Below are 23,742 nucleotides of genomic sequence, written 5' to 3' on the forward strand. Positions count from 1 at the left end.
ACCATTTGTCGAAGATGCGCGGGCTGGCGAAGGGCGTCGCCAGCGACACCGCGGCCATGCCGAGCGCGGTCAGCACCAGCGTCGTGCGCAGCCAGCGCACCGCCTTCTTCTGCAATTCGCCTTCAGTCTTGTAGATCACCCAGGCGGCACCCATCGCCGCGTAGGCGGCGGCAAGGCAGAACGCCACCAGCACGCCGAACGCCATGCCGCCGAGGCCGACATCGAGGCCGAGCACATAGACACCCAGCATGTAGCCCTGCGCCAGCGAGGCGATGAGCGAACCCAGGAAGAAAATACGGTTCCAGCGATGCTTCCGGCCAGCTGGCACCTTGGCGCGGAAATCGAAGGCAACGCCGCGCAGGATCAGCCCGAGCAAAAGCACGAAGACCGGAATGTAGAGCGCCGTCAGGATGACGCCATGCGCCAGCGGGAAGGCGACCAGCAGCAGGCCGACGGCCAGCACCAGCCAGGTTTCGTTGGCGTCCCAGAACGGGCCGATCGCGGCAATCATCGTATCCTGTTCGGCGTCTTCGGCGGCGGCGAACAGGATGCCGATGCCGAGATCGAAACCGTCGAGAATGACGTAGATCAGGATGGCGAGGCCCATCAGGCCGGCGAAGATGAGGGGAAGCGCGGTTGGCCAGTCGAAGCTCATCTTCTTCTCCTACTCGCCAGCCGCCGGCTGTGACATGGCGGCGTTCATGACGCCCGGCAGCGGCGATGAATCGCCGTCCTTCGCCGCCTTCAGCGCCAGGTGCACCAGCACGCCGAGATAGGCGATCAGCAAAAGCACATAGAGAACGAGGTAGGTCGCCAGCGTCAGCGCGACATGGCTGCCCGCCACCGGGCCGACCGCGTCTGCCGTTTTCAGCACGCCCGTCACCAGCCAGGGCTGGCGGCCGATTTCGGTGGTGTACCAGCCGGCCAGCGTCGCCAGCCAGCCCGACAGCGCCATCGGTACCATCAGCATGGCGAGCGGCTTCGGCAGGCTGTGCCGGCGCTTGAGGAAGAAGGCCGCCGACCATGAGACGAGCAGCATCAATATGCCTGTGCCGACCATCACGCGGAAACCCCAGAACACCGGAAAGACCGGCGGATGGTTGCCGGGATAATCGTTCAGTCCCGGCACGACACCGCTGGTCGAGTGCCGCAGCACCAGGCTGGCGCCGTCGGGAATGGCGATCTCGAATTTGTTTTCCTTCGCGGCCTCGTCGGGAAGCGCAAAAAGCACCAGCGGCACGTTGGGGCCGGTGTTCCAGTTGGCTTCCATGGCGGCGATCTTCTGCGGCTGGTGCTCCAGCGTGTTCAGCCCATGCTGGTCGCCGGCGAAGATCTGGATCGGGATCAGGATCGCGGCCGTGAAGACGCCGGTGCGCAGCGCCTTCCACATCGATTCCGAACGGTCGCCGGTGAGATAGCGCAGCGCCGACAGGCCAGCGATCAGGAACGACACCGTCAGCCCGGACGCCAGCAGCATGTGGGTCAGCCTGTAGGGCATCGACGGGTTGAAGATGATTGCCCACCAGTCGACCGCATGCGCCACGCCGTCGCGCATCTCGAAGCCGGCCGGCGTCTGCATCCAGGAATTGAGCGCGATGATCCAGAACGCCGAGACGGTGGTGCCGCCGGCGACAAGCACCGTCGCCAGCGTGTGGATGCGGTTGGAAACGCGGCGGAAGCCGAACAGCATGATGCCGAGGAAGGCCGCTTCGAGGAAGAAGGCGGTGAGGATCTCGTAGGCCAGCAGCGGCCCGGCGATGTTGCCGACCTTTTCCATGTAGCCCGGCCAGTTGGTGCCGAACTGGAAGCTCATGGTGACGCCCGAAACCACGCCCATGGCAAAGGACAGCGCGAACACCTTCACCCAGGTGAAATAGGCGCGCATCCAGGCGGAATCGTTGGTGGCGTTGTAGCGCAGCTTGAAGAACAGCAGCACCCAACCCAGCGCAATGGTGATCGTCGGAAATAGAATGTGGAATGAAATATTCGCGCCGAACTGGATACGCGAAAGTATGAGCGGGTCCATGATGGGCTCCGGCTGCTGCAAATACTCGCGAAGAATAGGCCCGAAGCGAGTTCAGGTCAAAGCGGCGTCCTGCCGCGAGGCTGAACGCCACAGGACAATTTTCCCGGTTGCATGCCGCGCAACTCCGGGCCTGTGCGCCGCACCTGCAATGGCCGGCCTGCAACGATTGTCGAGAACTGTCAGCAGGGCATTGACTTGCGGTTGCAAGCACCGACATTCGGCCTATATCAGGGGACCTCTTTCAAGCAGCCGTTTTCATCCATGCCTTCCATCCTGTCCATTTCCGGGGTCTCCAAGACCTACGCCACCGGTTTTACCGCGCTCAAGGAAGTCAATCTCGACATTCAGCGCGGCGAAATCTTCGCGCTGCTTGGGCCCAATGGCGCCGGCAAGACGACGCTGATCTCGATCGTCTGCGGCATCGTCAACCGCTCGTCGGGCACCGTCACCGTCGACGGCCACGACATCAACAAGGATTATCGCGCCGCGCGCGGTCTGATCGGGCTGGTGCCGCAGGAACTGACCATCGATGCCTTCGAGAGCGTCTGGGCGACGGTCAATTACAGCCGTGGCCTGTTCGGCAAGCCGGCCAACCACGGCTTTGTCGAGAAGGTGCTGCGCGATCTCTCACTGTGGGACAAGAAGGACGCCAAGGCGATCACCCTGTCGGGCGGCATGAAGCGCCGGCTGATGATCGCCAAGGCGCTGTCGCATGAGCCGCGCATCCTGTTCCTCGACGAGCCGACCGCCGGCGTCGACGTCGAGCTGCGCCAGGACATGTGGGCGATGGTGCGCCGGCTGCGCGAGGACGGCGTCACCATCATCCTCACCACGCACTATATCGAGGAAGCCGAAGCGATGGCCGACCGCGTCGGCGTCATCAACCGCGGCGAGATCATCCTGGTCGAGAACAAGGCCGAACTGATGCGCAAGCTCGGCCGCAAGCGGCTGGTGCTGGAACTGCGCAATCCGCTGACGGCCATTCCCGAGGCGCTCTCGCGCTATGCGCTGGAATTGTCGCCCGATGGCGGGCAGCTGACCTACACCTATGACAACCAGGCCGAGCGGCCCGGCGTCGCCTCGTTGATGCGCGATCTCGAGGCCGGCGGCATCCAGTTCCGCGATATCGACACGCAAAACTCTTCGCTCGAGGAGATCTTCGTCAATCTGGTGAGGAGGGAGCCATGAACCTTCGCGCAGTATGGGCGATCTACCGGATGGAAATGGCACGTGCTTTCCGCACCGTGCTGCAGAGCATCGTCTCGCCGGTCATCTCGACGTCGCTGTATTTCGTCGTCTTCGGCTCGGCCATCGGCTCGCGCATCACCGAGATCGACGGCATCAGCTACGGCGCCTTCATCGTGCCGGGTCTGATCATGCTGTCGCTGTTGACGCAGTCGATCTCCAACGCCTCCTTTGCCATCTATTTCCCGAAATTCGTCGGCTCGATCTACGAGCTTCTGTCGGCGCCGGTCTCCTATCTGGAGATCGTCATCGCCTATGTCGGCGGTGCCGCGACCAAGTCGATCATCCTCGGCCTGATCATCCTGGCCACCGCCTCGCTGTTCGTGCCGCTCACCATCCTGCATCCGTTCTGGATGCTCGCCTTCCTGGTGCTGACGGCGGTGACCTTCAGCCTGTTCGGCTTCATCATCGGCATCTGGGCGAAGAGTTTCGAGCAGCTGCAACTGGTTCCGCTGCTGATCATCACGCCGCTGACCTTCCTCGGTGGCAGCTTCTATTCGATCAACATGCTGCCCGAGGTCTGGCGCACGATCACGCTGTTCAACCCGGTCGTCTACCTGATCAGCGGTTTCCGCTGGAGCTTCTACGGCAAGTCCGACGTCTCGGTCGGCGTCAGCCTCGGCATGACGGTCGTCTTCCTGCTGATCTGTATAACGATCGTCGCCTGGATCTTCAGGACAGGGTATCGGTTGAGGAATTGACGGCAGAACGCCGCCAGGTCTGTTGAGATTCAGGTCAGGCCGAGTCGAAAATGGCGGATTCCGAGAACCGGAGCGGAGCGTACTTTTCGTACGTGAGCACCGGAAGCGCAGGAAGCCGCCATTTGCAGGCCGGCCTCACCTGAATATCGATAGATCTAGATCGCCTTGACCAGCCGCAGCAACCCCAGCATCTCGACATACGTCCCCTTGCGGAAGGCGATGTAGACCGGCTCCTCGACACCGTGGAAGCGGCGCTTGAAGGCCGCCTGGCCCTGCAGGTTGAACCTGCGGCGATTGACCCAGGGCGAATCGTAGGCGCGCTGGAAGGCATTGCGCCAGAAATCGCTTTCGGCAAAGCCGCTTGGCCCGATATCGAGCATCGGCGACAGGCCGAGCGTGACCACCGAGATGCCCTCTTCGCGAAAACGGTCGACGGCAAATTTGGTCAGGCCGACCTCGGCATGCGGCGAAGCGTCGATATGCTTGCGCTTGAAGGCCGTCGTGTAGCCGATGACCTTTCCGTTGCGGCACAGCGGGTCGAAGTCGAGCAGAGCGACCAGTCCGCCGTCGGGACCGTGCAGGACGAAACGGCGCATGTCGGTGCCGAGATGGTCGGCAAAGTTGCGGTTGAGAAAGCCCATCTCCCAGCGCTTGACGATGCGGTCGCCGCGCCAGTTTTCCGAAAGCCGGGCAATTTCATCCAGAAAAATCGTGCGCTTGTCCTCGTCGAACGAAAAGCCTTTCTTCAGCAGCCAGCGCTCGGAGTAGCGCACGGTCTCGTTGCGCTTCCCGGAAAAATCATGCTCGGGCAGGGTGAGGCGGGTGTCGATGCCGAGGCGATTGACCTTGTAGCCAAGGCCGGCCAGCACGCGTGCGGTTTCCTCGCCGACCTGCACGAACCACGGGCTGCCGGCGGTCTCGACGAAGCGCTTGATGTAATCGGCCCGACGCGCCGGAGCCGCCACCGGGTCGCCGAGCGCGAAATGGTGCTTCATCTTGGTACCGAAGGCGATGTAGCCGTCGGCGTCGCCGAAATAGGAGAGCTTGCCTTGCACGGCGGTGGAATAGGCGAGCGAGAAGTCGCCATAGCGGCGCACCAGTGCCAGGCGTTCGACATGGGTCAGCGCCTGCCGCTCGACCTCGGGCGCGGCGGCCTCAAGGATCTTGTCGAAATAGAACCGCAAGGAGGGCATGGTCGAGATTCCGCGTGCCGCCTACAGCGCCGGCCGTCCAGGACGCGCCAAGGTGCTGTAACACTTTGATTCTGCGCATGACTCGAAAATCGGAGTCGATTTCGGGCATGCGCGTGGGGATAACCGAGACCCGCCAGCCACCCCGAGCCTCGAATCAATCACATTGCCGCGACCTGATTACCGTTGATATCGCGCATATGCCATATAGAGCGCAACCGCGGCCCGGCGTACGGAGCTAATTCGCATCGCTCGAAATTTCGGCCGCGGTTTGCTGCAGGGATCCTGCGCGGGATCAAACGGTTACAGCGTCCTGCCAGCCTAGCGTCGAACGGGATTCGAGTGAATGACTGATACGACAATCAGATCGGTTGTGGATCTGCCGGCCAAGGTCGAGCCGGCAATCGTCGTCGGCGCCGGTGCTGCCGGGCTGGCCGTCGCGCACGCCTTGATGAACGCCGGCGTGCCGACGGCGATCCTGGAAAAGGAAAGCCGGTTGGCTGAGCCATGGCACCGGCGGCACCAGCAATTGCATCTCAACACCCACCGCGATCTTTCTTCGCTGCCTGGTCTCCCCTATCCCCCCGGCACCCCCGCCTTTCCGCACCGGACGGTCGTCATCCGCCACATGAATGATTTCAGGGAGGAAAACCGGCTGCCGGTGCAGTTTGGCGTCGCTGTCGAAGAGATTGCCTTCAAGGGCGATCACTGGGCGGTACGGACCAGCGCTGGCCTGCGGCTGGCCCGCAATGTCGTCGTCGCCACCGGCCGCGATAGGCAGCCGTTCATTCCCGAATGGAAAGGCATGAAGGATTTCGTCGGGCGCATCATCCATTCGGCGGATTTCGGTGACGCACAGGCCTATGCGGGCCAGAAAGTGCTGGTCGTCGGCGCCGGCAATTCGGGTTTCGATGCGCTCAATCATCTGGCCGGCATAGACACGGCCGCCATCTGGCTGTCGGCCCGCAGCGGTCCCGCCCTGCTGCCCAAGCGCATCGGCAAGATCGCCGTGCACCGGCTTTCGCCGTTCATGGCTCGCTTGCCGTTGCGGGTCGCCGACGCGGTGATGTCGGCGACGCAGCGCCTGGCTTTCGGCGACCTGACCAAATTCGGCCTGCCGCCCGCGCCTGCGGGCGGCGCCAGCCGCCTGACCTCGGATTACACCGCGATCGCCGCCGACGATGGCGCCGTCAGCGCCATAAAGGCCGGCAAGATCACCGTCGTACCCGGCATAAGGGAATTCACCCGTGACGGCGTGATCCTGGCCGATGGCAGCCTGATCTATCCTGACATCGTCATTGCCGCGACAGGCTACCGCACCGGGCTGGAGCCGATGGTCGGCAAGCTCGGCGTGCTCGACGCCAAGGGCGTTCCGCTCTTCAACGGCGGGCAAGCCGATCCGAAATTGCCCGGTCTGTGGTTCACCGGCATGCGGCCGAGCATTCGCGGCTGCTTCGCCAATGCCGGCATCCTGGCCAAGGCGATCGCCAAACGGATTGCAGGGTCGGCCTCGCACCAACCCGGCGCATCACGCTGATTTGGGTTCCAGCCGCCGGAAACCGACGGCCTCCATCAGCATGTCCTCTTCCACCATGCCGGCATTGTGCAGGGCGAGCAGGTTAAGCGCGATTTCCCGCGCGTCGGCGGAATCGGGATGTGCCTCGCGCCGCCGGCAGGCCTCGTCGAACACGCGCTGCAGCTTGGCGATATCGGCTGGCTTGAGCAAGCCACGGTCATAGACGGACTTCGACATGGCGATCTCCTGATAAAGACCTAGGGCGCCATGTTTAAATTGCCAATCTTTCCCGAGGCTTGACCGACTTCACCCCATGCCGCGACTTCAAAGGGCGGCAGCGGTGCAAATCTGCTCCGCTGCTGCGCCCCATGCTGGAGGCAATCAGACCGCGATCTTGCCGCCGCCCTGTCTGGTGATGGCGACCACCGACGGCCGCACCGGCATGTCGGGCTTGAAGTCGGGCCAGCGCGTCGACAGATCCTCATAGTAGGACGGGCGGCCGAACGCTTCCCAGTCCTCGCCGCCATCGCCCGGATGCTGGACGGCGACGAAGGCGGTCTGGTCGTCGGGCGCAAACAGCGGACCGCACATTTCGGCGCCGATCGGCACGCGGAAGAACAGTTTCGAGGTTGCCCGCGCCGCCCCTTCCGTGTCCACCGCCCACAGACCATCCGTGCGGCCGGTGGCTTTCGGGCCTTGGCCGTCGGTTGCGACCCAGAGACGCCCGGCCGAATCGACCGCGCAATTGTCGGGCATGCCGAACCAGCCATTGGCCGTCGTTGCCGTCGAGAAGGTGGCGCCGACATCGGCAACCGCCGGATCACCGCATTTCAGCAGCACTTCCCACTTGCCCTTGGCGGCGGTGAAATCACCGCCGTCCTCGGCGATCTCGATGATGTGGCCAAAGGCGTTTTCGGCGCGCGGGTTGGCGGCGTCTACCTGGTCGGCCTTGCGCTTCGAATTGTTGGTCAGCATGACATAGACCTTGCCATTGACGGCATTGGGCTGGATGTCTTCGGGGCGGTCCATCTTGGTGGCACCGAGCAGGTCGGCGGCGCGGCGCGTCTCGATCAGCACGTCGGCCTGGCCAGTGAAACCGTTTTCAGCCGTCAGCGGTCCCTGGCCGAAGACGATCGGCAGCCATTCGACCGTGCCATCTTCGGCGAACCTGGCGACATGCAGCGTGCCATCATCGAGCAGGTCCCTGTTGGCGGCATGATCGTTCGGATCGAACGCGGCCTTGGTCACGAACTTGTAGACATAGTCGAAGCGCTCGTCGTCACCGAGATAGAAGACGACGCGGCCGTCCCTGGCGACAATCGATTCGGCGCCCTCATGCTTGAAGCGGCCCATGGCGGTGCGCTTCCTCGGCGTCGAGGTCGGGTCGTTGACATCGACCTCGACGATCCAGCCGAAGCGGTTGGCCTCATTGGGCTCCTTGGCGAGGTCGAAACGCTCGTAATGCGCCGCCCATTCATAGGCGCCTTCGGGAATGCCGAGACGCTTGTAGTTCGCGGCTTCCTTGTGGCCTTCCGGCAACTCGCCGGAGAAATAGCCATGGATGTTCTCCTCGGCCATCACATAGGTGCCCCAGGGCGTGACGCCGCCGGCGCAATTGTTGAACGTGCCGAACACCTTGGTGCCGGACGGATCGGCATTGGTCTTGACGCGGTCATGGCCGGCAACCGGACCGGACAGCGCCATTTCGGTGTTGGAGGTGATGCGGCGATTGAGCTTGCCGTCGCGCACCACCTGCCATTTGCCTGATGTCTTGCGGATCTCGACGATGGTGCCGCCGTGAGCTGCCATCTCGACATCGACCTGCTCCTTCGAGAGGGGTGCGACTTCGGCCGACTTCTTGCCGTCCTTCTGGACGATCTTCACGATGCCCGGGAACATCAGATGCGGATTGGTGTATTCGTGGTTGACCACCAGCAGGCCATGTTCGGCCGAGCCGTCGATGGGGATGTAGCCGACATAATCGTTGTTGTAGCCGAACTGTTTCGCCTGGGCCTCGGCCGACTGTTTCGTCGGGTCGAAGTCGGGCGAATCGGCAAACAGCGGATCGCCCCAGCGCAGCAGCACATCGGCATCGTAACCCGGCGCGACGTGGTGCTTGTCGTCGATGCCGGCCTCGAGTTCGTCGAACGTGAAGGCCGAGCCTTCAGCGGCCCGGGCCTCGTCGGCGCTGATCAGCGCCAGCGGGCTGACGGTGGCGGCGATGGCCGAGACAGCCAGCGAACCCTTGAGGAAGCCGCGGCGCGAGAACCGCGCGGCGATGATCTCGCCCATGGTGCGGTTGTCGGAAGCGTTGATGGCCGGGCCGTCGTTTTCCTCGAGCAGGCTGGTGCGGAATCGGGTGTCGGGGGAGCGAAGGTCAGTCATGGCTTGCCTCTGGCTGTTGGATTGGCTGGAGCGTGGGTACCTGTTTGACCCCCTTATAATCGCCGGATCACATTTTCGTGACATCGGGAGACCTTTCAGACGCGACAGGCATTGCGCGCAGCGCTGGCTAAGCATTCCCGCAGACCGTGAACTGCTCCAGAATCGCCGGTTCGAGATGAAAGGAGACCTTAGGCGGCATCTTGGCCGCGCATCCCGCGACGGCGGACGACATCAGTCGTTTGCAAAAAACAGATCAACGGGCAACTGCACCCTCGACAAGTCACCTCCGCCGCCCCCGGCGGAGGTGACTTGATGTTCGGCGTCTGCCGTCGTCAGGCATCGGGAAAGCCAGTCTCCCGTTTAGCGATGGCGGTCACGGCGCCGTTCATGCGAAGCTAATGTAGCATATACTTGGGACTTTAGTCCAACCTTGCGCTTGCAATGGTCCTGGTTGACAACCGCAACGGTCGGAGGTCGCTTCCGGGCGCCGCGTCTTTCGGCAATGTTGGTTGCACTGCAACGTTGGGGTGGGGCGCGCCGGACTCAGTCGTCGGAGATCAGAATGCACAGATCGGTCACGACCCGTTTCACGACCCGTTGTTGCCGGCTGGCGCTCAAATCGGCAGCGGCGCTGGTGTTGACGATTGCGCCCTATCAAATTGTCCTGGACGGCTCCGTTTCCGGCATCCACACCGCCAGCGCATACGCCAAGGGTGGCGGTAACAGTGGCGGCGGTGGTGGTGGCAACAGTGGGGGCGGCAACGGCGGCAATTCCGGCGGAAGCAATAGCGGGAACAGCGGCAACGGCAATGGGAATAACGGCAACAGCGGCAATAACGGCAACAACGGCAAATCAGGATCCAGTCAGGGTAAGAGCGGGAGCCATGTCAATGCAAAGACCGGTGACAAGGTCGACGTGACCGGCAACAAGATCACAGTCAGGCATCCCGACGGCATAACGGAAAAGCTCGAGAACGGTCGTTTCAGCATGAAGGACGCTCTCGGTCGCACGATCATCGACCGCCAGGCCACGCCGGCCGATGCCAATCGTCTCAAGGCCTTGTGAAGCTGGCCAACAGGCAACGGTCAGCTTTGCACGTCACCTCCGCCGCCCCCCGGCGGAGGTGACCTCGTTTCCGGCCGGCATCGTCCCGGTTTTCGGCACCGCAATGGCTGCGGTCCCGAGGCGCGACGCGCTTTTGCGCAATCCGGGACGGGAAACCGCTGCGCATTTCCCCAGACCTGACCCAAGCAGTTCTAGAAAAAGTGTGAAGCGGTTTTCCCGGGAAATGCGCGTAGCGCTTTTCCCTTGGGAATTGCGTCAAAACAAAGAGTTAGAGCAGCTCGCCGTTTCCGTGAAACGGTGAAATGCTTTAGGAGGGCCTGTCGCGGTCGCGCCACTCACGCATCATCAAGGCCGCTTCGGTGCGATTTCGCACATTGAGCTTCGACAGCACTCCGGTCATGTGATGTTTGACGGTCTTCTCCTGCAACTCAAGCCGCAAGGCGACTTCCTTGTTGCTCAGCCCCTCCGCCACCAGCCGCAGGATTTCCGTTTGCCGATCGGTGAGCTGCCGCAGCCGTTCCGCCAAGCCGTCGGTCGGCTGCTGGGACTGGAGATCCGAAAGCAGCCGGGCCGATAGTGTCGGCGAGAGATAGCTTTCGCCGGCTGCGACATTGCGCAGGATGTCGGCGAGGCCGCGCGATCCGACGCCTTTGAGGACATAGCCATTCACCCCTGCGTTCAGCGCCTTGGTCACATCGGCATTGGCCTCCGAGACGGTCAGCATGACGATCTTCTGGGCGGGATGGTTGGCGAGGATGCTTGCGACCGCGCTCAGCCCGCCGCCCGGCATCGAGATGTCGAGCAGCAAGATGTCGGGCCGCATCGTCGCGGCGAGGCGTTCGGCATCCTGCGCCGTGGCGCCCTCGCCAACCATCTCGAAGCCTCCGATCTCCGACAGGCTGCGCGTCACACCTTCGCGAAAGAGGGGATGATCGTCGACAATGGCAATGCGAATGGTCCCAGTCATGCTTGCTCCTCGACCGACAGACGGATCACCAAACGCGTACCTTGCGGCCCGGTCAAGGTTTCGAACTGTCCGCCAATGCTTTCGACCCGTTCCCTGAGGCCGGCGAGCCCGAGGCCCTCGACCCGTGCCGTCGGATCGAAACCCGGCCCGCGGTCCGACACTTCGACAAAAAGCCTGCCACCTTTCATCCCGGCACTCACCGCCTGATCCTTGCCTAGCCCGTGGTGATAGGCATTGTTCAGCCCTTCCTGGACGAAACGATAGATGCTGATCTTCTCGGAGGCGCCGGGTTCAGGCAACTGTCCGGCCAGCGTCAGCGTCACCGACGTTCCCGTCCTCTGTTCGTGTTCCTTGACGGCCAGCCGCAGAATGTCGGTTGCGGCAGCCGTCTCGATCTGCGGCAGGACAAGGCCGGTGCAGATGCCGCGTATTTCGCGCATCGCATCCTCCAGCGTCTTGCGAATCATCGTGACCTCGGTCGAGCGGCTTGCGCCTGAATGGCCATCGCTGGAAAATATCGGGCTGTCCATGCGCAGCGCCGCCAGGGCCACGAGTTGGGCCGGGCCGTCATGCAGGTCGGCGCCGATGCGGCGCAGATATCTTTCGTTGAGCGCGGTGGCGCGGCGCGAGGCCTGTTGCACGCGCAGTCGCAAGGCACTGTTTTGCGCCACCAGGCCCTGCAGTTCCGACACCTGGCGGCGCAGCGCCCCACGCTGGTCGTCGATGGTGCGGCTGCCGCGCACGACGATGCCCGACAGGAGCAGGAATGCCGCCAGGGTCGCGCCGGCCACGATCAGCCAGCTCGACCACAGAGCGGAAGCCAGGGTGGCCTGGAAATCGTCGGCGATCTCATAGAACTCGGTAACCGCCACCACCTCGCCCGACCAGGGCTCGCGCACGGGATTGTAGATCTCCAGCAATGGCAAGCCGGTCGCCTTCTCCTCGCTCTCATCCTCATCGAAAGTATTGAATTCAGCGACGACATTGCCTTCGAAAGCGGAACGCAGATTGTCGCTCGGAGCGAAGCGGCGGCCGATCAGGGCCGTCTCCTTGGCATAGAGGACCGTCCCGTCGCGGCGCCAGAGCATGAACGATTCGAGGCGCTTGCCGAGCGCGCCCTGGCCAAGCGTCTCGTCCAGCGCCTGCTTGACGGAATCGCTGAGCTCCTGCTCCTTGCGCAAGTCGGGAAGCAGCGGCGCAATCACGCTGTCGACATAGAGCGCCGTCGTGGCGGCCGAATTGCGGATGACGCCCTCTCTGATCTGCGCCGTCACCCAGGCGCCCACCACCAGCATGACGGCCAGCAGGCCAAAACCGCCGGCAACGACGAATTGCAAGGCAAGAGAGAGTTCGCTCCAGCGTCGCGTCAAGTTCTGCAGAATACGAATCATGAACCCCTGACCGCCCTTCAATCGACTGGCTGGACGATGTCGGTACATTGAGCCTCCGTCTTGCCATTGCCAAGAGCTTCGTTTGGTCGAGCGCTTGACGTCCCGGCGCGCTTCGGAAACAACGTCCGCGACACATGCGGCGGGAGCCGCTTCGAGAGGGGACGGAACGTTGAGTTTTTCGGGACTGCTGCAGCTCGGCTTTTCAACGGTCATTTTCCTGCTGGCGGCGACAGCCGCCAAGCAATGGGGCCTGGCGCCGAGCCTCGGCAAGATCGCGCTGACGCTGGCGCTCTATTCGCTGGGCAATTTGATCATGCTGCGGCTGATCCGCGAATTCGGCATGTCGGTGTCGTTCAGCCTGTCTGCCGTCATCCAGCTGGTCTCGGTGAACGTCGTGGCACTGGTCTTCTTCGGCGAGCGCGTCAACGCGCTGCAGGCGACCGGCATCATGCTGGCGATCGCCGCAGTGGCGCTGATCACGCTCGGACCCTATCTGCAAGGCCGGCTGTAACGGGCGGATTGCCGATGAAGAATGCCGCGAACGCTTTGCTCAACCGGGTCGAATTCCCGGTGCTGCTGGCCGGCTTGGTCATCGCGGCCGGCCTTTGGGGATTCGAGGAGCTGATGGAGATGGCGCGCGCCACCACCCCGCACGCCTTCGACACCGAAATCCTGCTCGCCTTCCGCCAGGCGGGGCGGCCTGACAGCCCGATCGGCCCGCTGTGGCTGCAAGGGGCGATGCGCGACATCACAAGCCTTGGCAGCGGCAGCGTGCTGGTGCTGATCGTGACGGCGGTAATCGTCTATCTCCTGCTTATCCGCAGGCCGGCGACCGCCCTTTTCATCTTCGTGGCGGTGGCCGGCGGTCAGGTGCTGTCGAGCCTGCTGAAAGCCGGAATCGACCGGCCGCGCCCCGAACTCGTCTCGCATCTCGTCAACGAAACGACGCTGTCTTTTCCCAGCGGCCACGCCATGCTGTCGGCGGTGACCTATCTGACGCTCGGCGCGCTGGCGGCACGCTTCCTGCCCGGTCGAACGACGAAGATCTATGTGCTGTCGCTGGCGGTGCTGACGACGCTGCTGGTCGGCATCAGCCGCGTCTATCTCGGCGTCCACTGGCCGTCGGATGTGCTGGCCGGCTGGTGCGCCGGCTTCGTCTGGGCGATGCTGTGCTGGCTCGCTGCCCGGACGTGGCAGCGATGGCGTGGGCAGCACCCGGACGGCGAGACTGGAGACTAGATCAGCCGGTTGATCAGCCCGTGCCCGCAGCCGGCCAACAGGAAAACCGCCGACAGCAAGGCTGCCGATGTCATGAAAGTCTTGAAGATATTCAACCGCGTTACTCCCTGCCCAGATGGAAGACCTTAGCGCAATCCCGGGAAAGTATCTAAAAATGGTCAGTCAGGCGCCGCCCCTTACGTCTCAAACATTCATCCTAATGCTTGAAACATCAGAATAATGATATTATACCTTACTCCTGCAGACTCAGACGGGGATTCCGGCCGATGATCACTGCCGCGCAGATGCGCGCCGCAAGGGCGCTGGCCGGCATCGATCAGAAGACGCTCGCCGAGCGCGCCGGCGTTTCGCTTCCGACTATCCAGCGCATGGAGGCGAGCGATGGCGTGGTCAGGGGCGTGGTCGACACGCTGATGAAGGTCATCCAGGCCCTCGACGAGGCCGGGGTGGAGCTGATCGGCGAGAATCAGGCCAGCGAGCGCGGCGGCCGGGGCGTGCGCCTCAAGCCTGCCGTGCCGCCGGATCCCAAGGCTGAGCCGGCATAAAGTCGCGACGGCGACCGCCGACAGCCCTGCCGACGATCCCGCCGCCTTTCAGGGTGCGAAAGGCAGTCCATGGATCAGACGCAGCGGGCAGGGCATGAACCGGCCCACAGATCGGCCCAAAGGTCGGCAAAGCCGACATTTTCCGAATTGTTCACGCCAAAACTCGTGACGGTCTGGCGCGAGGGCTACACGTTCGCCGACTTCAAGGCGGACGCCATTGCCGGGCTGACGGTGGCCATTGTCGCGCTGCCCTTGTCGATGGCCATCGCGATCGCCTCGGGAGTCACGCCCGAGCGCGGCCTCTACACCTCGATTGTCGGCGGCTTCATCATTTCGGCGCTCGGCGGCAGCCGCTTCCAGATCGGCGGCCCGGCCGGCGCCTTCATCGTGCTGGTGGCCGCGACGGTTGCCCGGGTCGGTATCGACGGGCTGCTGCTGGCAACGATGATGGCAGGGGGCTTCCTGCTCGCCATCGGCTATCTCCGTCTCGGCACCTACATCAAGTTCATTCCCTATCCGGTGACGGTCGGCTTCACCGCCGGCATCGCCGTCATCATCTTTTCCGGACAGATCGTCGAACTGTTCGGGCTGAAGCTTGCCGGCAAGGAGCCCGGACCGCTGGTGCCGAAGCTGATCGCGGTCGGCGAGGCGGCCGGCACCATCAACCCGGCGGCGATCTTGGTGGCGGTGTTGACCATCGCCACCATCGCCGGCCTGAAGCGCTGGCGGCCGACATGGCCCGCAATGCTCATCGCCATCGGGCTGGCATCGCTGGTCGTGGCGCTTCTCGCGCTCCCGGCGGAGACGATCGGCACCCGCTTTGGCGGTATACCGCGCAGCCTGCAAATGCCCGCTTTGCCGCCGATCAGCCTGGACCGGATGATTGACGTGCTGCCGGATGCGATTGCCTTCGCCTTGCTGGGCGCCATCGAATCGCTACTTTCGGCGGTGGTCGCCGACGGGATGACGGGCCGCCGGCATCGTTCCAACTGCGAACTGGTGGCGCAAGGCTTCGCCAACATCGCATCCGCCCTGTTCGGCGGCATTTGCGCCACCGGCACCATCGCCCGCACGGCGACCAATGTGCGGGCCGGCGCCCACGGACCGGTTTCGGGCATCGTCCACGCCGCCATCCTGCTCGCCTTGATGCTGGTGGCGGCGCCGCTCGCCAGCTATATCCCGCTCGCCGCCCTGGCCGGCGTGCTGGCGGTCGTGTGCTGGAATATGTTCGAGAAACAGGCCTTCGCCACCTTGCTGCGTGCCTCGCGCGGCGATGCGCTGGTGCTGATGGCGACCTTTCTGCTCGTCATCTTCCGCGATCTCACCGAAGGCATCGTCGTCGGCTTCGTGCTGGGGTCGATCCTGTTCATCGACCGCATGGCCAAGTCGATTGCGGTCGAGGCCGATCAGCCGCTGGTGCAGGAGGATGTCGCCGACAGCACCAAGGCCTACGATGCCAGCGAGGCGACCGACGCCGACACCGTCGTCTATCGCATTTCGGGCGCCTTCTTCTTCGGCGCCGCATCGACCGTCGGCACCGTGCTCGACCGCATAGCCGACCAGCGCAGGAACTTCATCCTCGACTGCTCGGCCGTACCGTTCTTCGATTCGACGGCGGCCAACGTCATCGAAGGCGCCGCCCACAAGGCGAAACGCGCCGGTGTCCGCTTCATCATATCAGGCGCCGCGCCGCAGATACGACGCATGCTGATCACCCACGGCGTCAAGCGCCCGCTGGTGACCTACGCCGCCTCGATCAAGGATGCGCGGGCGCAGCTGAAAGGGAAGCTGGAGGCGGGATAGGGGCCGGGATTTGCCGGCCGGTGGCCATTGTCAGGACAAGGTGTCCACCTGTTGAATGCCAACTTCTTGACGTTGAGCTGACTCACGCACGGCGCGACGTGAACAACCGCACTGCGCCTCTTTTTGGTCATTTCGAGAACCAACCTCCGATTCCGAAAGCTGGCATCCATCCACGTTGCGCCGCCAATGCTCAATCCTCGGTGAGCATGAAGCGATCCTGTAATCGAATTATTGACGAAATGTCGTTATAGATTCTATTATATCCCCAAGTGAGGTATCCCATGCTCTACAAGCTAGAGGTCGAAAACTTCTTCTCCATCCGCGATCCGCAGGTGCTCGACCTGTCGGTGGATGGAAAAGTGCCCGATCCTGAAGGCCGTTATGCCCCCATCTTCGAGGGTGCGGACGTGCGCGCGCCGAAGGTCGTCGCCCTCTATGGCGCGAACGCCTCGGGTAAAACGACGGTGCTGCGCGCGCTCGAATTCGTCGTGACGATGATCCGCGACAGCGTAGCGCGCACGGTGCCAGGCTTCGCTGGCATCGAGCGGTTCAACGACGTGGAATCCGGCAGTCGGCCGATCCGGTTCGCGATCGAGCTGGGCGGCATCATAAACCTGACGCCGGAAGTCTTTCAGCGCGCCACGAGCGGCGAAAAGGTCGAGCAAGGCACTTACCGCTACGAACTGGAAATCGAACTCAAAGAAGGGCTCGCGGTGCGGATCGCGTCCGAGTCGCTGCGCCAGAGGCCGAACGGCCAAGGGAAATGGCAGCGCGTCTATGAGCGCGATGCCGAGGGCAAGGTGAAGGACTCTAAAACCTTCAGCCTCTCGGGCTTCCAGCACCTCGTGAAGACGCTCGCCGGCAATCACACGGTGCTGTCATCATTCGCGAAATTCCAGCACCCGACCGCGCAGCTTCTTGTGGATACGGCGCGCAAGGCCTTCTTCCAAATTGAGCCTGTGCACTCCTTCGTCGATCGCGACGTGATCGACTATCTAAAGAACCAGCCCAACGTCGTCTCGCGGCTGAAGGATGAGCTAAGCCGCATAGATGTGGGTGTGGAAGGGATGCGCTTTCAGCATACGGACAACGGGCCGCTGCTGCTGTTTAAGCACGCGGGTCTTGCGGTCGAAATGCCTTGGCTGATGGAAAGCCACGGCACGCGGGCCTTTATCAAGATGTTCCCTTTCATCATGAGCGCACTCGATACCGGCGGAATCGCCGCGATCGACGAAATGGACGCGGCCATTCACCCGAACATGCTGCCCGAGCTGGTGCGCTGGTTCTATGCGGCCTCGGGACGTAACAAGTTCGACGCGCAGCTATGGCTCTCCTGCCATTCGGCCTCGCTGCTCGATGACCTCAACAAGGAGGAAATCGTGATCTGCGAGAAGGACCGGCAGGGCCGCAGCCACCTTTACAGCCTCATGGACGTGAAGGTGCGCCGCGACGAGAACCATTACCGCAAATATCTGAGCGGTGCATACGGCGGGGTTCCACACCTCGGATGAGCCGTCGTCGCCCGCCAATATCGAGCTTCGCCGTCCGGTTTATATTGGCTGCGAGGGAGCGTCAGAAGTCGGTTATGCCGGCTTTCTGCAAGATCTGATCCGCGATGCCAATTTGCCGGTGCACCTGCACGTTGACGAATTGGGGCCGGGGACCGGCGATCCGCTGTCGCGTATCGAGATGGCGGTGCTGCGCCTGAAGCTGCTCCAGAGAAAACGCCGTGCGCCCGCGGAACGCTTCGCGCTTTTGGATTTTGACCAGGCCGAGCGCGATCCGCAGCGCGCCGAGCGAACGCGCAAGCTCGCGGCCGACAACGGAATCACGATTCTCTGGCAACGGCCCTGCTTTGAGGCAATGCTGCTGCGCCATCTGGAGGGCAAGGCGGCCAACCGCCCGCCCGATACGCCGGGGGCGGTTAAGGCGCTCGAAAAGGAATGGCCGGAATACAAAAAGCCCATGACGCGCGCCAACCTGGCGCGCCGGATTAATCGGGATGCCGTCCTGCGGGCGGCAGGTGTCGAGGCCGAACTACAAGCCTTGCTCCGCAGTATCGGGGTGCTCTAGCGATCGGGATACGCGACTTCCGCGCTGTATGGTCGCCGGCGGCGGTGAACCGGTGGCGACGGAAGCTTCGCCACAAGCACGTCCCGAACCGGACGTTCCGCTCCCGGCCCAAAGGCGAGATCAAAATATCTGCTCGGCAATGTCGGCTATTGGCGCTTGGCACAAGGTGGGCCGATCCGGGGACGTCGTTAATTGGCCACGATACGATCCTCGCCGACTAACGACAGTCCATCGGCCGTTGGCGAACGTCTCGCAGCTCTGCCCTGAGGCGCCGATCATGGCTCTCAATCGAGCTTCAGCGCCACAACCTCGCCTTCGTTCATCAACGGCACATAAAGGATCGACTTGCCATCGGTGCCGATGTCGGCGCTGCCCGGCTTGAACTGCGCCACCACCTCCGGCGCGCCGCCCGCATGATAGCGGTAGAGCGTGCCGGTCATGTAGGCGGTGGCGTAGATGGTGTCGCCGATGGCTACGACGCCGTCGAGATCGGCGAATTTCTGGGCGGCCGGCAAGGGCGAAACCACCTTGCTGGCGATGTCGACCGACAGCAGGCCGCCAAGCTCCGTCGTGCTGAAGTCGGGCTTGATGCCCTTGCCCCAGGAGGCGACGATCAATCGGCCGCCACCGGCAAAGACGCCGTTGGGCGAAGCCAATGCCCCGTCCTTAACGAACAGCTCCGGCCGGTCGCCATCGATGCGGTAGATGGCGTCGGCCAGCATGTCGGTGACATAGACCTTGCCGGATTGGTCCGATGTCACGTCGTTGAGGAAGACCGCGTTCGGCACCGAGATGCTGGCGACCAGCTTGCCGCTGGCGAGGTCGACGACGCGGACTTTCGTGATGTCGGCGACATAGAGCTTGCCGCCCGAGATCGCCATACCCTTGGGTGCGTCCATGCCGTCGGTCCAGTGCTGGGTGACCGTCTTGCCGTCCAGCGACAGCACGGAGAGATAACCGTTGCCGTCGGCCTCGCCGGGATTGCCTGATATGTTGGAAACGATGATGCGATTGTCAGCGGCGTCGAACAGGGCCGATTCCGGCTGTTCGAGCCCGGTGGCGCGCCAGAGTTCGCCGGCCTCCGCGGCGGGCACTGCGGCAATGCCGATGACGGCGATAAAGGCTGAGGGGATGAGGGTGTTCATGACTGCTCTCCTGAGATGACGAGGCAGAGCTATGGCTTTCGATACTTTCCGGAAAGGCCTGACACCGCTAGTATCGAATATCGATACGAAACTAGCGACAAGAGGTGCATCCGATGAACGGTCTGATCTTCCAGGCGCTGAAGCGGACGTTGAAGGCGAAGGGCGTCACCTATCGCGCGCTGGCCGAACGCATGGGCGTTTCCGAACCGACGGTGAAGCGTATCTTCCATGAGCGCAATTGCAAGCTCGACCGGCTGATGGAGATTTGCGCTGCGGCCGGTGTCGAACTGGAAAACGTGCTCGGCTCGATGAACCGGGGGCCTGGGCCGGTCAACCACATCGCGCCGGAGATCGAGCGCAAGCTCGCCGGCCGGCCGGCGCTGCTGTTCATCTTCGTCATGCTGTCAGAAAAGTTCACGCCCGAAGGCATCATGCGCTCGCAAGGCCTGAGCGAGGCTTCGATGTTCCTCTATCTGCGCGATCTCGAGGAACTCGGCCTGATCGCGCTCGGACGGGGTCTTTCGGCGAGACTGCTGGTCGAGACGCCGATCCAGTGGAACTTCGAAGGGCCGCTCAGGCCGCTGTTCGAGATGACCAACAAGAATTTCATCGGCTGGGCCATCACCCATATCGACAAGGAAGCGACCTTCGTCAGCTTCTCCAGGCGGATGCGGCCGGAGACGGCTGAAATGGTGCGGCGCGAGGCGGAGGATCTCGCCGACCGCGCCAAGCTGCTCGCCCATCACGACCAGCACACGACGCCGGAGGATGGCCTGATCGGCTACAAATGGACGTTTGCCTTTGGCGCGACGCCATTTCCGGCAATCATGCCGATCGGGCCACACGCGCGAGATGCCGGGGCGAGGCCTGATACGCCCGCCGCCGCGAAAGGACGGCGGCCGCTGCCGGCCTGACCAGGCACCGCGTCAATCGTCTCAGCACGATTGCATCTGACGGCTGAGCTTGCCGCGCACGACCCTGGCAGTGCCGACCGCCACCATTTTTGCCGCTGTCTTGCCCCCCGGACCCGCCATGCGACCGGCGACGCCGACCGCGCCATTGACGGCGCCCATCGTCTTCATCTGCCCGACCGTCTCGTTCATCCGCGCCCGGCAGTCCCGCATTTTCCTGGTCGCCTCGACTGCAGCCAGGGCCTCGCCAAGGCCTGCCGGCGAGTCCGGGCCGGCCGCCAACTCCGCCAATTGCGCATGCTGGTCTGGCGTGATCGGCGGGCTGGCGGCCGTCTGGCTGCAGCCGGAGGCCAGCAGGCAGATCAGCATCGCGATCGGGCTGCCTCGCCCGGCACGTGCCGTGGCTGGAAAAATATCGCGATGTTCGGCCTCGAGGCTCCCGCCCGGAGTTGCTTTTCCGGCCACCCGTTTCCTGTTGCCCAACATCCTATTGCCCCACCGCCGGGCCGAGGATGAGGCTGCGGATTTTTGGCGTCAGCGGCCTGACGACGTCGGCGAAGGGATCGCCCTCAGTCCGCAAAATCATCAAGCCTTCGACCTCTTCGTCGATGGCGTCGATGGTCTCCGTCTTCTGTGCCTCGGTCAGCTCCCTCATGCCGGATATGGCATTTCTGAGCTTGGCGAAAATGGCATCGAGTTCCGCGACCGGCATCGTCGCCAGGAACCCGCGCATGGTCTCGCCAAGCGCGACCTTCCAGCTGTCGGCGGTGAAACCGGCTGTGCCGATCAAGCCCTTGTCCGCGGCATCGCGCTCGTACCAGTCGGCGGCGATCTCCTCGTCATAGGCGAACTGACCGAATTCGGGCTGCAAGGCCTCGATCAGGCCGACGACCGCCGACGCATCCCGCGCTGTCAGGGCCAAGGCCTGCGGGCTGTCGAAGATCATGCCGGCAAGTGCGAGCGCGCCGGCCAGCCGGCGCATGGCTGCGAAACGCCGCTCAGCCATAACAATCCTCCGCAATGCCGGCCCGGGCACTGCTCGTTGCCTGGGACTGCAGAACCGAGCCGCCGATCGAGGCGGCCTGGCCGGCAATGACCCCACCATTGCCAGCCAGACCGCCAAGACCCCCCGCCATCGACAGCACACCGCCGAGCAGAGCCGCATTGGTCTGCGCCTTCGCCGCCTTCTTGGCCGCATCGGCGCAGGCCGTTTCCGTCGTCGGTTCGTTCCGGGCCTTCTTGCTGCCGGCCGCGCTCGCGATCGATGCCGGCCTGTCGTCGACCTGGCCCGTTTGGCAGCCCGCCAGGGCAATGGTCAGGGCCAGGAAAATGCTCTTTTTCATGGTGCTGCTCATCATCGGGCAGCGCGCGGCGGCAGCTTGGCCTCGCGATGATCGGTCACTGCGTTGCCCAAGGCGATCGACAGCAGATAGACACGCGGATTGAACCCTGCCGCAGCCAGTGCCGACAGCGTCTTGAACAGTTGCAAATGAAACATCGTGCCCCCCTTTGGATTGCCGCCAATGCGGTTCCGGTTCCGGAATCGCGCCGCAAACTAGGGGCATAAAAGGGGGGCAGCTTGGACAGAACGGCACTGAAAGCGGCCAAAACGGCCCGGGATTGACGTTTTGCAGGCTCCGGCGCATATGACCGCGCTCTTGGGCATGGGGGGTGTCGATGACTGCGACGATGGGGACGTCAGCCTCATTCAGGCTGGCGACGGAGATGTTTCCGGAGCGGGATCGCGTCGAGATCACGCGTGAGGTTTACGGCCGCACGGTTCTGAGGGTGGACCTCGATCCGCTGGCGCCGGCGCAGATCGACATGCGGGTGCGCGCGTTGCCAGGCCTCGGCATCGCCACCGGCAGCTCATCGGAATTCCGGGTGCATCGTACGTCGTCGCTGATCGACAATGACGACTTCGTTCTTCTGGCGGCCCTCGACGGGGGCAGTGTGATGAAGCATCGCGGCCGCGAGGAGGCGGTCGGCAACGGCCAGGCGCTGATGATGAGCGGTGAAGAGGTTGGCCTCAACCTGATCGGCGCCGGCGGGTTTCGCTTCGTCAATCTGAGTTTTTCGCGCAAGCAGCTTTCGCCTCTGATCGGCGATCCGGCCGCGGTTCTTATGCGGCCCTTGCCGACCCAAAGCGGGGCGATGCGGCTGTTGCTCGACTATATCAGCTCGATCCAGGAGGTCGGAGACGAGTTGACTGCGGAGGCCTGCCACCTTGCGGCGGCGCATGTCTTCGACCTTGCCGCACTCGCCATGGGCGCGACCAGGGATGCGGCCCAGATCGCACGCGGCCGCGGCGTCAGCGTTGCCCGCTTGCGCGCCATCAAGGCCGATATCGTCGCGCATGGTGGCCACGTCGACCTGTCGGCGCAGGACGTCGCCGCCCGCCACGGACTGTCGGCCCGCTACGTCCGCAAGCTGTTCGAGAGCGATGGCACATCCTTGATTGATTTCATGATGACCCAACGGCTGGCGCGCGCGCATCGCATGCTCGGCGATCCTCGCCATGCCGGACGCAGCATCACCGCGATCGCCTACGAGGCCGGCTTCAACGACCTTTCCTATTTCAACCGGGCGTTCCGTCGCCGTTATGACGCCACACCCTCGGACGTGCGGGCCGCGGCTTGCAAGCACTGACGCCCGGCCGCCGGCCAGCGCTCCTGTGCCGGGCCATGCACGCGGCTGGACTCATTTGATCGCGTTTACTCGGCGGCCTTGGCCCCGGGATCGGCAAGCTTGTCGTCCCAGGTCACCGCCCGGTAGTCGAAACCATATTCCAGCGTCGGCTTGACGATGCGGAAATAGGGCGACAGGTCGAAATCGCGCGGCGTGTAGAGCGAGTGGTGGCGGATGTGCAGGATTTCCTTGCGCGAATAGTTCGACTGCGCCGAGGCGCGGCCGGGCGCACGGGTGATCTCGGGCAGGATCGGATAGCGGATCTGGCCATAGGCCTCGGCAATCAGCGTCGAGCAGATCGCCCGTGTCGGATCGCCGGAACCGAAGGCCAGCATGCGGCGGCGCCAGCGCACCGGCACCGGCGGTGTCGGGAAGAAAAAACGCAGCATGTCGAAAATGTTCTTGAGGTCGTATTTCAGGCCGAGCTTGCCGATCATGAAGGCGACGACCTTGTCGCGATCCTCCGGCGCCAGCCCACTCGCCCGGCAGATGCGGGTGTTGTAGGTGCGGTAGCGCGACAATGGAACGGCGACGCAGCCTTCGCCGATCGTGACCTCGATCAGGCGCGGCCGCTCCGAGCCGTCCGCCGGCGCGGGCAAGGCATCGCCGATATAGAAGGCCGCATGCGACCAGGTCGACTGGGTCAGGTACTTGATCGCCGCCGAGATCTTCTGGTTGCCCTCGATCAGCAGGATGTCGCCGGGCTCAAGCGTGCGACGCAGCGTTTCGGCATCGGAGGGGGTGTAGGGCTCGTAGCCGGACGATTCTTCCTGCAGCCGGCCGGCAAGCCAGCGGCCAAGTCGATCCAGAAGCGTGTCGCCGGGCTCGGTCATACTCCATGGCGATTAGCA

General features: G+C 63.5%; 25 protein-coding genes. 12 read left to right on the top strand and 13 right to left on the bottom strand.

The genetic code is table 11. The features are described 5' to 3' along the window. Nucleotides 1-655: cytochrome d ubiquinol oxidase subunit II (locus EN990_RS23110; RefSeq protein WP_164766148.1), on the bottom strand; the 655-nt coding region annotated here is incomplete at its 3' end. Nucleotides 656-664: 9 nt separating this feature from the next. Next, nucleotides 665-2,026 (bottom strand): cytochrome ubiquinol oxidase subunit I, encoded by a 1,362-nt coding sequence (locus EN990_RS23115; protein ID WP_013528682.1) that lies wholly within the window; start codon nt 2,024-2,026, stop codon nt 665-667. A 261-nt stretch (nt 2,027-2,287) separates the two neighbouring features. On the opposite strand from EN990_RS23115, the gene EN990_RS23120 reads away from it, so the two are divergent. Both EN990_RS23120 and EN990_RS23125 read left to right on the top strand, forming a co-directional pair. Then, nucleotides 2,288-3,214, top strand: coding sequence for an ABC transporter ATP-binding protein (locus EN990_RS23120; RefSeq protein ID WP_024502216.1), 927 nt, complete (start codon nt 2,288-2,290; stop codon nt 3,212-3,214). Further along, the gene (locus EN990_RS23125; protein ID WP_013528680.1) at nt 3,211-3,972 is read left to right on the top strand and encodes an ABC transporter permease; all 762 of its coding nucleotides are present in this window, start codon (nt 3,211-3,213) and stop codon (nt 3,970-3,972) included. Before EN990_RS23120 ends, EN990_RS23125 begins: the two co-directional genes overlap by 4 nt. Nucleotides 3,973-4,127: 155 nt before the next feature. Here the strand turns inward: EN990_RS23125 and EN990_RS23130 are convergent, their stop codons facing one another. Continuing rightward, entirely contained in the window at nt 4,128-5,165 is a 1,038-nt protein-coding gene (locus EN990_RS23130; RefSeq protein ID WP_127368985.1) for a phosphatidylglycerol lysyltransferase domain-containing protein, read from the bottom strand. Nucleotides 5,166-5,508: 343 nt separating this feature from the next. Here EN990_RS23130 and EN990_RS23135 point away from each other — a divergent pair, with 343 nt between their 5' ends. Further along, nucleotides 5,509-6,699, top strand: a complete 1,191-nt coding sequence (locus EN990_RS23135) for an NAD(P)/FAD-dependent oxidoreductase (protein WP_027161242.1) — start codon at nt 5,509-5,511, stop codon at nt 6,697-6,699. On the opposite strand, the gene EN990_RS23140 is transcribed toward EN990_RS23135, so the two are convergent. Both EN990_RS23140 and EN990_RS23145 read right to left on the bottom strand, forming a co-directional pair. Continuing rightward, complete coding sequence (locus EN990_RS23140; RefSeq protein ID WP_013528677.1) at nt 6,691-6,915, bottom strand: hypothetical protein; 225 nt, start codon at nt 6,913-6,915, stop codon at nt 6,691-6,693. The two genes, EN990_RS23135 and EN990_RS23140, sit on opposite strands and share 9 nt — an antisense overlap. Nucleotides 6,916-7,059: 144 nt before the next feature. After that, complete coding sequence (locus EN990_RS23145) at nt 7,060-9,063, bottom strand: PhoX family phosphatase (protein ID WP_127368940.1); 2,004 nt, start codon at nt 9,061-9,063, stop codon at nt 7,060-7,062. 562 nt (nt 9,064-9,625) lie between these two features. On the opposite strand from EN990_RS23145, the gene EN990_RS23150 reads away from it, so the two are divergent. Continuing rightward, on the top strand, nt 9,626-10,129 hold the full coding sequence (locus tag EN990_RS23150) for a hypothetical protein (RefSeq protein ID WP_127368939.1): 504 nt from the start codon (nt 9,626-9,628) through the stop codon (nt 10,127-10,129). 307 nt (nt 10,130-10,436) lie between these two features. On the opposite strand, the gene EN990_RS23155 is transcribed toward EN990_RS23150, so the two are convergent. Together EN990_RS23155 and EN990_RS23160 are read right to left on the bottom strand one after the other, a co-directional pair. Continuing rightward, complete coding sequence (locus EN990_RS23155) at nt 10,437-11,096, bottom strand: response regulator transcription factor (RefSeq protein WP_013528674.1); 660 nt, start codon at nt 11,094-11,096, stop codon at nt 10,437-10,439. Then, nucleotides 11,093-12,487, bottom strand: coding sequence for a sensor histidine kinase (locus EN990_RS23160; protein ID WP_127368938.1), 1,395 nt, complete (start codon nt 12,485-12,487; stop codon nt 11,093-11,095). The genes EN990_RS23155 and EN990_RS23160 overlap by 4 nt, the downstream gene beginning before the upstream one ends. 169 nt (nt 12,488-12,656) lie before the next feature. On the opposite strand from EN990_RS23160, the gene EN990_RS23165 reads away from it, so the two are divergent. From EN990_RS23165 to EN990_RS23190, 6 genes are all read left to right on the top strand, one after another. Then, nucleotides 12,657-12,998 (top strand): hypothetical protein, encoded by a 342-nt coding sequence (locus EN990_RS23165; RefSeq protein ID WP_013528672.1) that lies wholly within the window; start codon nt 12,657-12,659, stop codon nt 12,996-12,998. A gap of 14 nt (nt 12,999-13,012) precedes the next feature. After that, nucleotides 13,013-13,726 carry a phosphatase PAP2 family protein gene (locus EN990_RS23170; protein WP_027161239.1) on the top strand — a complete coding sequence of 238 codons (714 nt, stop codon included), beginning with the start codon at nt 13,013-13,015 and terminating at the stop codon, nt 13,724-13,726. 266 nt (nt 13,727-13,992) lie between these two features. Then, nucleotides 13,993-14,271, top strand: coding sequence for a helix-turn-helix transcriptional regulator (locus tag EN990_RS23175; RefSeq protein WP_013528670.1), 279 nt, complete (start codon nt 13,993-13,995; stop codon nt 14,269-14,271). Between the two features lie 69 nt (nt 14,272-14,340). Further along, nucleotides 14,341-16,074 (top strand): SulP family inorganic anion transporter, encoded by a 1,734-nt coding sequence (locus EN990_RS23180; RefSeq protein WP_127370244.1) that lies wholly within the window; start codon nt 14,341-14,343, stop codon nt 16,072-16,074. A 281-nt stretch (nt 16,075-16,355) separates the two neighbouring features. Beyond that, nucleotides 16,356-17,585 carry an AAA family ATPase gene (locus EN990_RS23185; protein ID WP_127385256.1) on the top strand — a complete coding sequence of 410 codons (1,230 nt, stop codon included), beginning with the start codon at nt 16,356-16,358 and terminating at the stop codon, nt 17,583-17,585. After that, nucleotides 17,554-18,147: a hypothetical protein gene (locus EN990_RS23190; RefSeq protein WP_127370052.1), complete on the top strand. Its 594-nt coding sequence runs from the start codon at nt 17,554-17,556 to the stop codon at nt 18,145-18,147. Before EN990_RS23185 ends, EN990_RS23190 begins: the two co-directional genes overlap by 32 nt. A 284-nt stretch (nt 18,148-18,431) precedes the next feature. On the opposite strand, the gene EN990_RS23195 is transcribed toward EN990_RS23190, so the two are convergent. Further along, the gene (locus EN990_RS23195; RefSeq protein ID WP_127370051.1) at nt 18,432-19,292 is read right to left on the bottom strand and encodes an ATP/GTP-binding protein; all 861 of its coding nucleotides are present in this window, start codon (nt 19,290-19,292) and stop codon (nt 18,432-18,434) included. Between the two features lie 113 nt (nt 19,293-19,405). Between EN990_RS23195 and EN990_RS23200 the strand changes: the two genes are divergently transcribed. Then, the gene (locus tag EN990_RS23200) at nt 19,406-20,206 is read left to right on the top strand and encodes a helix-turn-helix transcriptional regulator (protein WP_127366869.1); all 801 of its coding nucleotides are present in this window, start codon (nt 19,406-19,408) and stop codon (nt 20,204-20,206) included. Between the two features lie 21 nt (nt 20,207-20,227). Here EN990_RS23200 and EN990_RS23205 read toward each other — a convergent pair whose 3' ends face one another. Genes EN990_RS23205 through EN990_RS23220 form a run of 4 tightly spaced genes read right to left on the bottom strand, consistent with a single transcriptional unit; the run spans nt 20,228 to nt 21,701 of the window. Continuing rightward, nucleotides 20,228-20,668, bottom strand: coding sequence for a hypothetical protein (locus tag EN990_RS23205; RefSeq protein WP_164753792.1), 441 nt, complete (start codon nt 20,666-20,668; stop codon nt 20,228-20,230). A gap of 22 nt (nt 20,669-20,690) precedes the next feature. Further along, nucleotides 20,691-21,209 (bottom strand): hypothetical protein, encoded by a 519-nt coding sequence (locus EN990_RS23210; RefSeq protein WP_024502204.1) that lies wholly within the window; start codon nt 21,207-21,209, stop codon nt 20,691-20,693. Next, a complete protein-coding gene (locus EN990_RS23215; RefSeq protein ID WP_013528664.1) occupies nt 21,202-21,546 on the bottom strand; it encodes a hypothetical protein in 345 nt (114 codons plus the stop codon). Before EN990_RS23215 ends, EN990_RS23210 begins: the two co-directional genes overlap by 8 nt. Nucleotides 21,547-21,557: 11 nt before the next feature. Then, nucleotides 21,558-21,701 (bottom strand): hypothetical protein, encoded by a 144-nt coding sequence (locus tag EN990_RS23220; RefSeq protein WP_023813481.1) that lies wholly within the window; start codon nt 21,699-21,701, stop codon nt 21,558-21,560. 179 nt (nt 21,702-21,880) lie between these two features. Between EN990_RS23220 and EN990_RS23225 the strand changes: the two genes are divergently transcribed. Next, the gene (locus EN990_RS23225) at nt 21,881-22,852 is read left to right on the top strand and encodes an AraC family transcriptional regulator (protein ID WP_013528662.1); all 972 of its coding nucleotides are present in this window, start codon (nt 21,881-21,883) and stop codon (nt 22,850-22,852) included. 65 nt (nt 22,853-22,917) lie between these two features. On the opposite strand, the gene EN990_RS23230 is transcribed toward EN990_RS23225, so the two are convergent. After that, nucleotides 22,918-23,724, bottom strand: coding sequence for a hypothetical protein (locus EN990_RS23230; protein ID WP_013528661.1), 807 nt, complete (start codon nt 23,722-23,724; stop codon nt 22,918-22,920). Between the last annotated feature and the right edge of the window lie 18 nt (nt 23,725-23,742).

This window comes from Mesorhizobium sp. M7A.F.Ca.US.005.03.1.1 (genome assembly GCF_003997975.1).
Lineage (GTDB): Bacteria > Pseudomonadota > Alphaproteobacteria > Rhizobiales > Rhizobiaceae > Mesorhizobium > Mesorhizobium ciceri.

Excerpts from the sequence above, each read along its gene's own strand:
- EN990_RS23115 (WP_013528682.1), bottom strand. The coding sequence starts at position 2,026 with ATGGACCCGCTCATACTTTCGCGTATCCAGTTCGGCGCGAATATTTCA.
- EN990_RS23120 (WP_024502216.1), top strand. The coding sequence starts at position 2,288 with ATGCCTTCCATCCTGTCCATTTCCGGGGTCTCCAAGACCTACGCCACC.
- EN990_RS23125 (WP_013528680.1), top strand. The coding sequence starts at position 3,211 with ATGAACCTTCGCGCAGTATGGGCGATCTACCGGATGGAAATGGCACGT.
- EN990_RS23130 (WP_127368985.1), bottom strand. The coding sequence starts at position 5,165 with ATGCCCTCCTTGCGGTTCTATTTCGACAAGATCCTTGAGGCCGCCGCG.
- EN990_RS23135 (WP_027161242.1), top strand. The coding sequence starts at position 5,509 with ATGACTGATACGACAATCAGATCGGTTGTGGATCTGCCGGCCAAGGTC.
- EN990_RS23140 (WP_013528677.1), bottom strand. The coding sequence starts at position 6,915 with ATGTCGAAGTCCGTCTATGACCGTGGCTTGCTCAAGCCAGCCGATATC.
- EN990_RS23145 (WP_127368940.1), bottom strand. The coding sequence starts at position 9,063 with ATGACTGACCTTCGCTCCCCCGACACCCGATTCCGCACCAGCCTGCTC.
- EN990_RS23150 (WP_127368939.1), top strand. The coding sequence starts at position 9,626 with ATGCACAGATCGGTCACGACCCGTTTCACGACCCGTTGTTGCCGGCTG.
- EN990_RS23155 (WP_013528674.1), bottom strand. The coding sequence starts at position 11,096 with ATGACTGGGACCATTCGCATTGCCATTGTCGACGATCATCCCCTCTTT.
- EN990_RS23160 (WP_127368938.1), bottom strand. The coding sequence starts at position 12,487 with ATGATTCGTATTCTGCAGAACTTGACGCGACGCTGGAGCGAACTCTCT.
- EN990_RS23170 (WP_027161239.1), top strand. The coding sequence starts at position 13,013 with ATGAAGAATGCCGCGAACGCTTTGCTCAACCGGGTCGAATTCCCGGTG.
- EN990_RS23175 (WP_013528670.1), top strand. The coding sequence starts at position 13,993 with ATGATCACTGCCGCGCAGATGCGCGCCGCAAGGGCGCTGGCCGGCATC.
- EN990_RS23180 (WP_127370244.1), top strand. The coding sequence starts at position 14,341 with ATGGATCAGACGCAGCGGGCAGGGCATGAACCGGCCCACAGATCGGCC.
- EN990_RS23185 (WP_127385256.1), top strand. The coding sequence starts at position 16,356 with ATGCTCTACAAGCTAGAGGTCGAAAACTTCTTCTCCATCCGCGATCCG.
- EN990_RS23195 (WP_127370051.1), bottom strand. The coding sequence starts at position 19,292 with ATGAACACCCTCATCCCCTCAGCCTTTATCGCCGTCATCGGCATTGCC.
- EN990_RS23200 (WP_127366869.1), top strand. The coding sequence starts at position 19,406 with ATGAACGGTCTGATCTTCCAGGCGCTGAAGCGGACGTTGAAGGCGAAG.
- EN990_RS23210 (WP_024502204.1), bottom strand. The coding sequence starts at position 21,209 with ATGGCTGAGCGGCGTTTCGCAGCCATGCGCCGGCTGGCCGGCGCGCTC.
- EN990_RS23215 (WP_013528664.1), bottom strand. The coding sequence starts at position 21,546 with ATGAAAAAGAGCATTTTCCTGGCCCTGACCATTGCCCTGGCGGGCTGC.
- EN990_RS23220 (WP_023813481.1), bottom strand. The coding sequence starts at position 21,701 with ATGTTTCATTTGCAACTGTTCAAGACGCTGTCGGCACTGGCTGCGGCA.
- EN990_RS23225 (WP_013528662.1), top strand. The coding sequence starts at position 21,881 with ATGACTGCGACGATGGGGACGTCAGCCTCATTCAGGCTGGCGACGGAG.
- EN990_RS23230 (WP_013528661.1), bottom strand. The coding sequence starts at position 23,724 with ATGACCGAGCCCGGCGACACGCTTCTGGATCGACTTGGCCGCTGGCTT.